This window comes from Micromonospora sp. ABR4_055 (assembly GCF_056160425.1).
Genome location: NZ_JBSWXD010000184.1, coordinates 1 through 11,865 on the forward strand (window position 1 = coordinate 1; position 11,865 = coordinate 11,865).

Annotated in this window: 13 protein-coding genes; 7 read left to right on the plus strand and 6 right to left on the minus strand. The window is 70.4% G+C overall.

Annotated features, from left to right (window positions below; genetic code table 11):
• Positions 1-349: hypothetical protein (locus ACXAHD_RS28385; protein ID WP_475054444.1), on the plus strand; the 349-nt coding region annotated here is incomplete at its 5' end.
• Between the two features lie 197 nt (positions 350-546).
• Here the strand turns inward: ACXAHD_RS28385 and ACXAHD_RS28390 are convergent.
• Entirely contained in the window at positions 547-747 is a 201-nt protein-coding gene (locus ACXAHD_RS28390; RefSeq protein WP_281554403.1) for a DUF397 domain-containing protein, read from the minus strand.
• Positions 738-1,523, minus strand: a complete 786-nt coding sequence (locus ACXAHD_RS28395; RefSeq protein WP_281554404.1) for a helix-turn-helix domain-containing protein — start codon at positions 1,521-1,523, stop codon at positions 738-740. The genes ACXAHD_RS28390 and ACXAHD_RS28395 overlap by 10 nt, the downstream gene beginning before the upstream one ends.
• A gap of 169 nt (positions 1,524-1,692) precedes the next feature.
• On the opposite strand from ACXAHD_RS28395, the gene ACXAHD_RS28400 reads away from it, so the two are divergent.
• Positions 1,693-2,061: a hypothetical protein gene (locus tag ACXAHD_RS28400; RefSeq protein WP_281554405.1), complete on the plus strand. Its 369-nt coding sequence runs from the start codon at positions 1,693-1,695 to the stop codon at positions 2,059-2,061.
• Between the two features lie 14 nt (positions 2,062-2,075).
• Here ACXAHD_RS28400 and ACXAHD_RS28405 read toward each other — a convergent pair whose 3' ends face one another.
• Positions 2,076-4,595 (minus strand): DEAD/DEAH box helicase, encoded by a 2,520-nt coding sequence (locus tag ACXAHD_RS28405; protein ID WP_475054449.1) that lies wholly within the window; start codon positions 4,593-4,595, stop codon positions 2,076-2,078.
• A gap of 53 nt (positions 4,596-4,648) precedes the next feature.
• Positions 4,649-5,332, minus strand: coding sequence for a tRNA (guanosine(46)-N7)-methyltransferase TrmB (trmB, locus tag ACXAHD_RS28410; protein WP_475054453.1), 684 nt, complete (start codon positions 5,330-5,332; stop codon positions 4,649-4,651).
• 99 nt (positions 5,333-5,431) lie between these two features.
• Here trmB and ACXAHD_RS28415 point away from each other — a divergent pair, with 99 nt between their 5' ends.
• The 4 genes from ACXAHD_RS28415 to gndA all read left to right on the plus strand — a co-directional run bounded on the left by ACXAHD_RS28415 (position 5,432) and on the right by gndA (position 9,203).
• Positions 5,432-5,929, plus strand: coding sequence for a hypothetical protein (locus ACXAHD_RS28415; RefSeq protein ID WP_281554408.1), 498 nt, complete (start codon positions 5,432-5,434; stop codon positions 5,927-5,929).
• A gap of 28 nt (positions 5,930-5,957) precedes the next feature.
• Entirely contained in the window at positions 5,958-6,575 is a 618-nt protein-coding gene (locus tag ACXAHD_RS28420; protein ID WP_281567368.1) for a class F sortase, read from the plus strand.
• 140 nt (positions 6,576-6,715) lie between these two features.
• Positions 6,716-7,642: a pectate lyase family protein gene (locus ACXAHD_RS28425; protein WP_281554410.1), complete on the plus strand. Its 927-nt coding sequence runs from the start codon at positions 6,716-6,718 to the stop codon at positions 7,640-7,642.
• 127 nt (positions 7,643-7,769) lie between these two features.
• Positions 7,770-9,203 (plus strand): NADP-dependent phosphogluconate dehydrogenase, encoded by a 1,434-nt coding sequence (gndA, locus tag ACXAHD_RS28430; RefSeq protein WP_281554411.1) that lies wholly within the window; start codon positions 7,770-7,772, stop codon positions 9,201-9,203.
• A gap of 110 nt (positions 9,204-9,313) precedes the next feature.
• Here the strand turns inward: gndA and ACXAHD_RS28435 are convergent, their stop codons facing one another.
• Both ACXAHD_RS28435 and ACXAHD_RS28440 read right to left on the minus strand, forming a co-directional pair.
• A complete protein-coding gene (locus ACXAHD_RS28435; protein ID WP_289212680.1) occupies positions 9,314-10,081 on the minus strand; it encodes an exodeoxyribonuclease III in 768 nt (255 codons plus the stop codon).
• A gap of 59 nt (positions 10,082-10,140) precedes the next feature.
• Entirely contained in the window at positions 10,141-11,058 is a 918-nt protein-coding gene (locus ACXAHD_RS28440) for a proteasome assembly chaperone family protein (protein WP_281554413.1), read from the minus strand.
• A 436-nt stretch (positions 11,059-11,494) separates the two neighbouring features.
• Here ACXAHD_RS28440 and ACXAHD_RS28445 point away from each other — a divergent pair.
• Positions 11,495-11,865, plus strand: a 371-nt coding sequence (locus ACXAHD_RS28445; RefSeq protein ID WP_475054463.1) for a hypothetical protein, incomplete at its 3' end; no start/stop codon positions are given.

The window sequence follows — 11,865 nt, forward strand, 5'->3', positions numbered from 1 at the left end:
ACCAGATGGTGCGGGGGAAGGGCGGAGAGAGGGGGAAATCTCGCCTGGGGACACCCTCTTTCCCTTCTCTTTGTTTGTTGTTGTCTTGTTGGCCTTGTTTTTTTTTTCCGTTTTTTTCCCTCCCCCCGAGCCGGAGCCGGCTGAGTCGTGGCGGCCACCCGCCGGTCACGTCGTCGTGGACACCGTCGACCTCGGTGACGACCGCGCGTTGCGGCTCTGGGTGAAACCGGGCAGCTGGTACGTGCAGCGCCTGGTCGACGGCGAGCACGAGGCATTCACCGGCGCCGGGGGCGGGGGTGATCAGTTCACCGTCGCCGAGGTGTGTCGGACGATCGGGGGTTGCTGGTGACCTCACTGGGCCCGGCCGACGTCATCCTTGCCGCCGAGGTGTACGTCCCGATCGCCGGGCGTGCCCAGTGAGGTCACCGTCATGATCACTTGACGTGCTGCAGGTCAGCTACCGGCGTGTCGGCCGAATTCTGCGCAAGTAATCACTCAGCTCTGGTCGCGGCACGCCACGCCACGCCACGGCGCGGCACGCCACGGCTAACGTGCGTCCGACCGGTCGGCCGTCGCCAGGTCGAGGAAGGCCGACCAGGCGGCCGGCGCGAAGGTCAGGGTGCCGCCGTCGCGGTCCTTGGTGTCCCGGACCAGCACCCGCCCAGGCAGGTTCTCGGCGACCTCCACGCAGCTTGTGCTGTCGCTGTGCGTGCTCTTGTGCCACCGGGGCGCGGTGCTTACATCCATCTCTCAGCCGTCCTCATGATCAGTTCTAGGCTCTGCGGGCCAGATAGAGCGTAGTCGCGGATGCTCTCCCAGGTACGTTCAAGGCTGGACGCGTCGTCCGGATTTTCCACCACTCGCCCCTGCAGGTACCCCTCCAGGTAGCCGACGGATCTGCCGTCGACGGTGGCGATGACGAACGGTCCGTCCAGCCCGGGGTACGCCCCGGCGTCGGCCGGCACCACCTGGACCCGGATGTTCGGCTGCTCGCAGGCGGCCACCACCGCTGTCAACTGTTCGTGCATCACGCACGGGTCGCCGACCCGCCGGTGCAGGACGCTCTCGTCGATGACCGCGACGAGCTGGCAGGAGTCGGGCTGCCGGTAGAGGATCTCCTTACGGCCGAGCCGGGTGGCCAACGCGACGTCCATCGCCTCGCCGCGCTCGCCGTATGCGAGCAGCACCGCACGGGCGTACGCCTCGGTCTGCAGCAGTCCGGGCAGCGCGAGGGGTTGGAAGACCCGGATGAGCGTTGCCTTGCCCTCCTGCTCGATGAACGGCCGGTACCAGACCGGGGCGCGTTCACCGACGACGAATTCGCGATAGAACTTCACGAACGCGGTGCCGAATGCCCGGTCCACCGCGCCCAGATAGTCGGGCAGTGCGGGCCGTTCGCCGCGTTCTATCGAGCCGACGTGTGACGTCGAAAAGTGGATGCGCTCGCCCCACGCTTCCTGGGTGAGGCCGAGCATTTCGCGGACGCGCCGCAGCTCACCTACCAGATACTCGCTCCCGCTCACAATACCTTCACATCCCTCAATTTGCCGCGACTGACCCATCTGATCTTGTGTCAGTCATCGAATAGCTACGCTCGGTCGCCGATCATCTTCCGCTCGTCGGTCCAAACAGTCCAGGGTGGAAGCAGATCAGGTCCGATCAGGGCGACAATTCCACCCAGGAGGAACGGAAATGCGAAACGACGGCATCGGCGGAACGCCGCGCCTGGCCCGGTACACCTCGATCGGTACGCCGCCGCGCGGCCGACTGACCGGGCCGAACCCGAACCGCTCGCCGTCGGTGCGCCGCAGCACGACCGAGTCGGTCGTGCTCCGGGCCCGCGACATCGTCACCACCCACCTGCCGAGCCGCGTCGGCGAGTGCCGGGTGTGCGGCGGCGTCGCGATGTGCGAACCGTTCGCCAAGGCGATCGCGGTCCTGGACCGTTGGGATCCGGTCCGGGCCCGGCGGGTCAGGTCGGTGCTGGAGTACGCGGGACTGTGGCCGGACAGCCACCTGCCGGAGGCGGCGCGGGATAGCGACGCCGACCGTCAGAGCTGACCGACGGCGGACGGTCAGAGCTGACCGACGGCGGTGACGTGCAGCACCGCGCTGCCCGCCTCGTCCGAGGCGGCGAGGTCCACCTCGGCGCTGATCCCCCAGTCGTGGTCCTCGGCCGGGTCGGCGAAGATCTGCCGGACCAGCCACCGCTCCCGCTCCTGCGTGATCAGCAGCAGCGCCGGTCCACGGGCGTCCGGTCCGGTGCCGATCTCGTCGTACTCGTCGAAGTACGGCTCCAGCGCGTCGGCCCAGGCGTCGGCGTCCCAGCCGGAGTCGGCGTCCAGCTCGCCGAGCTCGTCGTAGCGGCGCAACGCGGCCAGCTCCACCCGGCGGAACAGCGCGTTGCGGACCAGCACCCGGAACGCCCGCGGGTTGCCGGTGACCGCCGGTGGCCGGTCGTCGGCAACCACGGCGGCCTCGGGGTCATCGGTCGGATTGCGCAACCGCTCCCACTCGTCGATCAGGCTGGAGTCGACCTGGCGGACCAGCTCACCCAGCCACTCGATGAGGTCGATCAGCTCCTCGGTCTTGGCGTCGTCGGGCACCGTCTGGCGCAGCGCCCGGTACGCGTCGGCCAGGTACCGCAGCACCAGACCCTCCGACCGGGACAGCCCGTAGAAGTTGACGTACTCGACGAAGGTCATCGCCCGCTCGTACAGGTCGCGGACCACCGACTTGGGCGCCAGCTCGTAGTCGGCCACCCACGGATGCCCCTGCCGGTACGTCTCGTACGCCATCTCCAGCAGCTCGGCCAGCGGCTTCGGGTGGGTGACCTCGTCGAGCAGTTCCAGGCGGGCCTCGTACTCGATGCCGTCGGCCTTCATCTGCGCGACCGCCTCGCCGCGGGCCTTGTGCTGCTGCGCGGAAAGGATCTGCCGGGGGTCGTCCAACGTCGCCTCGATGATCGACAGCACGTCGAGCGGGTACGTCGGCGACTCCACGTCGAGCAGTTCGATCGCGGCCAGCGCGAACGGCGACAGCGGCTGGTTGAGCGCGAAGTCGAGTTGCAGGTCCACGGTGAGTCGGACCCGGCGGCCCTCGGCGTCCGGCCCGGGTAGCTGCTCGACCACCCCGCCGGCGCGCAGCGCCCGGTAGATGGCGATCGCCCGGCGGATGTGCCGGCGCTGCGCCGCCCGGTCCTCGTGGTTGTCGGTCAGCAGGTGGCGCATCGCGGTGAACGCGTCGCCGGGCCGGCTGATCACGTTGAGCAGCATCGCGTGGCTGACCCGGAAGCTGGAGGTCAACGGCTCCGGCTCGGCCTCGACCAGCCGTTCGAAGGTCGGCTTGCCCCAGCCGATCGACCCCTCCGGCGGCTTCTTGCGGACCACCTTGCGCCGTTTCTTCGGGTCGTCACCGGCCTTGGCGAGGGCCTTCTCGTTCTCGATGACGTGCTCCGGGGCCTGCACGACGACTTTGCCCAGGGTGTCGAATCCGGCCCGGCCGGCCCGCCCGGCGATCTGGTGGAACTCGCGGGCCTTGAGCAGCCTGGTGCGTACCCCGTCGTACTTGGACAGGCCGGTGAACAGCACCGTGCGGATCGGCACGTTGATCCCGACGCCGAGGGTGTCGGTGCCGCAGATGACCTTGAGCAGCCCGGCCTGGGCGAGGGTCTCCACCAGCCGGCGGTACTTGGGCAGCATGCCGGCGTGATGCACCCCGATGCCGTGGCGGACCAGCCGGGACAGGGTGCGTCCGAAGCCGGAGGAGAACCGGAAGTTGCCGATCGCCGCAGCGATCGCGTCCTTCTCCGCCCGGGTGCACACGTTGATGCTCATCAGCGCCTGGGCCCGTTCCAGTGCCGCCGCCTGGGTGAAGTGGACCACGTACACCGGGGCCTGGTGGGTGCTGAGCAGCTCTTCCAGGGTCTCGTGCAGCGGTGTCGTCGCGTAGGTGAACATCAGCGGCACCGGCCGCTGCGCCGAGGAGACCACGGCGGTGGCCCGCCCGGTCCGCCGGCTCAGGTCGTCGACGAACCGGGTCACGTCGCCGAGCGTCGCCGACATCAGCACGAACTGGGCCTGCGGCAGCTCGATCAGCGGCACCTGCCACGCCCAGCCCCGGTCCGGCTCGGCGTAGAAGTGGAACTCGTCCATCACCACCTGGCCGACGTCGGCCGCGGACCCGTCGCGCAACGCCAGGTTGGCCAGGATCTCGGCGGTACAGCAGATGATCGGCGCGTCGGCGTTGACGCTGGCGTCGCCGGTGAGCATCCCCACCTCGGACGCGCCGAAGATCTCGCAGAGCGCGAAGAACTTCTCCGACACCAGCGCCTTGATCGGCGCGGTGTAGAAGGTGACCCGGTCATCGGCCAGGGCCGCGAAGTGCGCGCCGGTGGCGACCAGGCTCTTGCCGGAGCCGGTCGGGGTGTTCAGGATGACGTTCGCCCCGGAGACGATCTCGATGAGCGCCTCGTCCTGGTGCGGGTACAGCTCCAGGCCACGGCCGGCCGCCCAGCCGGCGAACGCCTCGTAGACGGCGTCCGGGTCCGCGCCGCGCGGCAGCAGGTCGGTCAGGGTCGGGGCGGTCTGTGTCATGTCTGTCCATCCTGCCTGTCGCCGCCGCCGGCCGCCAACGTGGGTGACCGTCGTCAGCCGTCGGGCGTACCCCCGACGCGTTCGAAGACCAGGTCCAGCGCCGGTCGGCCGGCGCGGACCCCGCGCCGTTCGAACTTCGTCTCCGGCCGGTACGCCGGCCGGGGCGCATACCCGTCGTGCAGGTTGCGCAGCTGCGGGTCGGCGGTCAGGGTGGCCAGCATCGCCTGGGCGTACGGCGCCCAGTCGGTGGCGCAGTGCAGCCGCCCGCCGGGCCGCAGCCGGGAGCGCAGCAGCGCCACGTGCTCGGGTCGGACCAGTCGCCGCTTGTGGTGGCGCGCCTTCGGCCACGGGTCGGGGAAGAACGCGTACACCGCGTCCAGGCTGCGTTCGGGCAGGCAGCGGCGGGCCAGGTCGAGGGCGTCGCCGGTGGCGACCCGGACGTTGGTCAGCGCGTGCTGTTCGATCAGCGCCAGCAGGTTCGCGATGCCCGGGGTGTGCACCTCGACGGCCAGGTAGTCGCGGTCGCGGTCGGCCGCCGCCATCGTCGCGGTGGCGTCGCCCATGCCGAAGCCGATGTCGAGCACCACCGGTGCCGTCCGGCCGAACAACGCCGCCGGGTCCAGCGGCGCCGGCAGGTCGTCAACGACGGTCCGGTATGCGGCGGACAGCCGGTCGAGCGCGTCGTGGTGTCGGCCGCTGAGCCGTCCCCGGCGCGGGTGGTAGGTGCGGATGCTCACGTGGCGACAGCCTATATCCGACACCGAGCGTGTCCGGGGTGTCATCCAGGGCTGCGTGGTGAGAGGATCCCGGCAGCGTCGCGGAGAGGATGGTGACCGATGCCCGTACGCCGTTCACTGGCCACCGCAGGGCTCGGCGTGACCCTCGCGGTCGTCGCCGGGCTGCTCGGCGCGGCCCCGGCCCGGGCCGCCGACGTGTTCGTCGATCTCAATCCGAGCACGGTGGAGTCCGGTTACCTGGTGGGCATCCGGGCCAGTTGTACCGACAACACCGCGCCGGCCACCGTCGAGTCCGACGCGTTCGGCACGGTCGAGGTGCGGCCGCAGTTCGAGGAGCTCACCGCGGCGGTGACCGTGCCGGCCGAGACGGAGGCGGGCAGCTACCGGGTGCGGTTGACCTGCCCGGACGACCGGTCGGCAGCCACCACGCTGTACGTGCTGGACCCGACCCGGCCCAGTCGTGGCCCGGCCACCGGCTTCGGTGGCACGGCCGGTGACGACGGTGCCGGCGGCCTGCTGACCGGGGTCGGCGTGATCGCTCTGGCCGCCGGTGCGGTGCTCGGCGTACTGACCCTGCGTCGGCGCCGGTCGGCCTGACCAGGCGCGGCAGGGGAGGGGACGGGCCGTGGCGAAGGGCGGTGGCCGGGGCTGGACCGGGCCGGCTGCGATCGTGCTGGTGCTGGTCGGGCTCTTCGCGATCGGGTCCGGCGGCGACGGCGACTGGCGGGACATCCTGGCCGGTGGCAACAATCCGCCGCCCCGGGAGTTCCCGGTGCTGGAGCCGAGCCGGCCGATCCGGATCGCCGTCCCGTCGCTCGACATCCGCGCCCCGGTGCACTCGGTCGGGCTCGCCGACGACGGGTCGATCGCCGTACCGGCGCTGCACCGGCACAACCAGGCCGGCTGGTACGACGGGGGACCGACGCCCGGTCAGTTCGGGCCGGCGATCATCGTCGGGCATGCCGACACCCGGGACGGGCCGTCGGTCTTCCATGATCTGGCCGACATCGAGCCGGGGGCGACCGTCGAAGTGACCCGGCGGGACCGGGTGGTGGCCGTCTTCGAGGTCAACTCGGTCGAGCACTTCGGCAAGGACGAGTTGCCGGTCGAGCAGGTGTACGGCGACTACGCCCGACCCGGCCTACGGATGATCACCTGCGGTGGCGAGTGGCTGGGCGACGGCATCGGGTACGCGGACAACATCGTGGTGTCCGCCTCTCTGGTGTCGACGAGGAAGGCCTGAGGTGCCACTACGAACAGTGATGAACTGAGCGGTGGTCGGGGTACGTGTTCGCAGACATGACCTCAACAGCCAAGCCCAGACCGTCCCGAGTCGCTCGTAAACCCGTCCTGGTCGCTGGCGCTGCCGCTACCGCTGGGATCATGCTGGCGGTGACCGCAATGGCCGGAGCGGAAACGACGTCACCGGCAGCCGGTGAACCGGCTAGCACTTTCGCGGCCGAGCTCGTCGGATGGGCGACACAGAACGGTGGTACCACCGGTGGCGCCGGCGGCGAGACCGTTCAGGTGGACAGCGTGGCGGCGTTCACCGAGGCGGTGACCGACGGGCAGGCACGGGTGGTTGAGGTGACTGGAGCGCTCGCGCTGCCCGACATGACGCCCGTGGGGTCGAACAAGACGATAGTGGGGGTCGGCGGCGATGCGACCATCACCGGCGGCGGCCTTACCCTGAGTGAGTCGACCAACGTCATCATTCAGAATCTGACCTTCGACGACTGGAACGACGACGCGATCAACATAGAGGACGAGTCGACCAATGTCTGGGTCGATCACAACAGCTTCGGTGTCGGCTTCGACGGCGCGGTCGACATCAAGCGCGGCTCGGACTTCATCACGGTGTCCTGGAACCGCGTGACCGGCCACAACAAGGTGATGCTGCTGGGCCACTCGGACAACAACGGCGCGCAGGACATCGGCAAACTGCGGGTGACGTACCACCACAATTTTTTCGAGGGCACTGTGCAGCGCAACCCTCGTGTGCGATTCGGCAATCCGGTACACGTGTTCAACAACCTCTACCAGGACGTGTCCGGCTACGGCGTGGCGTCCACCGAGGACGCGGGGGTGCTGGTCGAAGGCAACGTGTTCGTCGGCGTCGACGACCCGTTCCACCTGGCCGAGGCAGCATCCGGCCCCGGCACCTTGATCGCCCGGGACAACCTGCTACTCGATTCGGGCACCGGAGAGGCCGGTGGCGACGTCGCTGACATCCCGTACGCGTACCAGCTTGATCCAGCCTCGGAGATCGAGGCGCTGGTGACCGCCGGGGCGGGAGCTGGCCGGCTGTAGGCCGCCCCGGCCGACCTCCGGGGCGGCCGGTGGAGCGTGCCCCCGTCGCCACCGGCTGCCCCGGAGTGTCCCGCCATCCGGAAGGCGGAAAGATGGTCAGCACACCCAGCAGCACCGAGGAGGATTCATGAGCCAGACGGCGCAGATCGGGGTCACCGGTCTGGGGGTGATGGGCCGTAACCTGGCCCGCAACCTCGCGCGGCACGGCCATGTGGTGGCGGTCCACAACCGGTCGGCCGGCCGGACCAAGGAGATGATGGCCGAGTTCGGCCACGAGGGCACCTTCCTGCCGGCGGAGAGCCCGGCCGAGTTCGTCGCCTCGTTGGAACGCCCCCGCCGCGTGGTGATCATGGTCAACGCGGGTGCCGCCACCGACGCGGTGATCAACGAGTTCGCGCCCCTGCTGGAGCCGGACGACATGATCATCGACGGCGGCAACGCCCACTTTCTGGACACCCGTCGGCGGGAGGCGGAGCTGCGCGAGCGCGGGCTGCACTTCGTCGGCACCGGCGTCTCCGGCGGCGAGGAGGGCGCCCTGCACGGGCCGAGCATCATGCCCGGTGGTTCGGCCGAGTCGTACGCCGCGCTCGGCCCGCTGCTGGAGGACATCTCGGCCAAGGTCGACGGTACGCCGTGCTGCGTGCGGATCGGCCCGGACGGTGCCGGCCACTTCGTCAAGATGGTCCACAACGGCATCGAGTACGCCGACATGCAGCTGATCGGTGAGGCGTACGACCTGCTGCGCCGCGCCGGCGGGCTCACCCCGGCGCAGATCGCCGACGTGTTCCGCAGCTGGAACTCCGGTCGGCTCTCCTCGTACCTGATCGAGATCACCGCCGAGGTGCTCGGCCACACCGACGCCGTCACCGGCAAGCCGTTCGTCGACGTCGTGCTCGACCAGGCCGGCCAAAAGGGCACCGGCCGGTGGACCGTGCAGGGCGCCCTCGACCTCGGGGTGCCGGTGAGCGGCATCTCCGAGGCGGTCTTCGCCCGGTCGCTGTCCGGCCACGCCGACATCCGGGCCGCCGCCGCCGACCTGCCGGGCCCGGTGGAGAGCTGGGCCGGGTCGGCCGACGAGCTGATCGCCGATGTCGAGCAGGCGCTGTACGCGTCGAAGATCGTCGCGTACGCGCAGGGTTTCCACCAGATCCAGGCCGGCAGCGCCGAGTACGACTGGGACATCGACCTCGGCGCGGTGGCCCGGATCTGGCGCGGCGGCTGCATCATCCGGGCCGCGTTCCTGGACAAGATCCGGGCGGCCTACGACGCGGCGCCGCAGCTGCCGACGCTGCTGACCGACGGGTACTTCGCCGAGGCCCTAACCGGTGCCCAGCTGGGCTGGCGTCGGGTGGTTGCCACGGCGGCGCAGGTCGGGGTGCCGGCTCCCGGGTTCGCCTCCGCGTTGGCCTACTACGACGGGCTGCGCGCGCCCCGGTTGCCGGCCGCCCTGATCCAGGGGCAGCGGGACTTCTTCGGCGCGCACACCTATCGCCGGGTCGACGCCGAGGGCAGCTTCCACGTGCTGTGGGCCGACGACCGCAGCCAGGTCGAATCCCGCTGATCCGACCCGGCCGTCCGGTTCGCCGTGGCGGGCGTGCCCCGTCAGCCACGGCGACCGGCACCGGCGGCCGGTGTCAGCGACCCCGGTGTCAGTGCCCCGGCACCGCGGGCTCAGTCCAGGTCGACGACGACCGGGGCATGGTCGGACGGGGTCGGGCCCTTGCGGGCGTCGCGGTCCACGTAGGCCGCCCGGACCCGTCGGTTGACGGTGCCGCTGGCGTAGACCAGGTCGATCCGCATGCCCATGTTCTTCGGGAACATCCCGGCCCGGTAGTCCCAGTAGGTGTACGGGTGCGGGCCCTTCATCGGCTGCGGCACCACGTCGACCAGGCCGAGGGCGAGCAGGTCGGCCAGCGCGGCCCGTTCGGCCGGGGTGACGTGGGTGGAGCCGGCGAAGACCGTCGGGTCCCATACGTCGGCGTCGGTGGGCGCGACGTTGAAGTCGCCGCAGATCAGCAGATCGGTGGCGGCCTCTGCGGCGAGCGCGCGGCGCAGCCCGGCCAGCCAGTCCAGCTTGTAGGTGTAGTGCGCCGAGTCGGGGCTGCGCCCGTTCGGCACGTACACCGACCAGACCCGGACCCCGGCGCAGGTCGCCGCGACGGATCTGGCCTCCGGCAGCGGGAAGCCGGGCTCGGCGTCGAACCCGGTCCGGACGTCGTCGAGCCCGACCCGGGACAGCACCGCGACGCCGTTCCAGCGTCCGTCGCCGTGCGCTGCCACCGCGTAGCCGAGGTCACCGACCTCGGCGGTCGGGAACGCGGCCGCCGCGCACTTGGTCTCCTGCAGACACACCACGTCCGGGGTGGTGTCGGCCAGCCAGCTGAGCAGCCGGTTCAGCCGGGCCTTGACCGAGTTGACGTTCCAGGTGGCGATCCGCACCCGGCCAGCGTGCCACAGTACCGGCCGGGTGACCCGGGGGAGGGCCGCCCCCGGGCCGGTCAGCCGGGCAGGTCCCCGGGCCGGGTCTGCTCGGCGAGGAAGCGCTCCAGCTCCGCGCCGAGCTCGTCGGCGGTCGGCAGCGGCCCGCTGGACTCGGCGAGCAGGTTGGTGCCGGACCGACCCCGGGTGAAGCTGTCGTACTGCTCCTCCAGCGCACTGACCAGGGATCCGGCCTCTTCGGTCTGGGCGACCTGCCGGTCGATGTCCTCCCGGACCGCCTCGGCAGCGCTGTGCAGCTGCTCGGTGGGCAGCAGCAGACCCGTGGTCCGCGAGACGGAGTTGAGCAGTAGCTCGGCGGCGGCCGGATACTCGGCCTGGGCCACGTAGTGCGGGACGTGCACGGCGAAGCCCACCGCGTCGTGGCCCTGCTGACCGAGGCGGTACTCCAGCAGGTGCCCAGCGCTGCCTGGCACCTGGACCCGCTGCAGCCAGGGTTCGTAGCCGCTGATCAGCTCGCGACGGCTGGCGTGCGCGGTGACCCCGGTCGGCCGGGTGTGCGGCACCGCCATCGGGATGGCGTTCAGCCCGATCGTGGTGCCGACGTTGAACTGGCGGTGCACCGCGATCGCCGCAGCGGTGAACCGTTCCCACTGCAGGTCAGGCTCGGGGCCACCGAGCAGCAGGAACGGCGTGCCGGCGTCGTCACGCATCAGGTGGACTTCGAGCCGGGGCTCCTCGTAGTGCTCCCAGTGGTCCTCGACGAAGAGCATCACCGGCCGGCGGGACCGGTAGTCGAGCAGCTGGTCGATGTCGAAGGTGGCCACGACCTCGTGCTCGAGGGAGGCGAGCAGGTGTTCACGGGCGAGTCGGGTCGCGTTGCCGGCGTCGACGAAACCCGTCATCGCCTGGATCAGCACCGGCTGACCGAGCTCGGGCACCTCGTCGACGACGTCGTAGAGCTCGTGTGGGTCGAGCACCGGGCGCAACCTCCTCAGAACGGTACGGCGGGTACGGCATCTCCAATTGCGGCAACGCTAGTCCCATGCCGGCGCATTCCGGTTTCCGGGCGTCGATCCGACGCGGCGGACTACTCACGGTCCGGTAGCGGACACGACAAGTCGGCAGTCGCTGGTCGGCTCCTGCCTGTCCGGGGGATGCCGCATTCGGCGGGACGGGTGATGCCCGCCGGTCGGACGGGGGAGTGGCGGGGTGGTGGCGGGAGGTGGTCAGTTAACAGGTGATAAAGGCTGTAGTAAACAATGATGGGCGAAATATCGTTTACTGGCGGTTTGCCGTGATCGACGTGTCATGCCGATGTCGCTGAGGGATCGCCCGATTACCTGGTGAAGAATTGTGGTGTCCATCACAAAATCACCCTGGGTGATCGAGCTGCGGTCTGCCTAGCCTCGTCGAATGCCTGATGACGACACCACAAGGAGCGAGGACACCACCCTGAGTCGCGATGACCGTTCGGCTGATGTCCCCTCGGACACCACGCCGACCGGCGCGGCCCGGGCCGTCGCCCGGTGGGAGCGCCTTCGCAACCGGCTGCCCGCCCTGTCATACCCACACTCCGCCCGACCAACCCTCCCATCGCTCGGAGCTACCCTGCGTCACCGCGCCAATGCCCGGACGGCGCTGGCCGCCGCCGTCGTCTGCGCCCTCGGCGTAGTCGCGGCGGTCGAGTCGACCGCCGATTCGCCGGCGGCGACCGGGCCGGCTCCGGCCGCTGCCGAGGCCGACCTGCAGCGCCGGGCCGACGCGGCCGACGCCGCGTCCCGGGC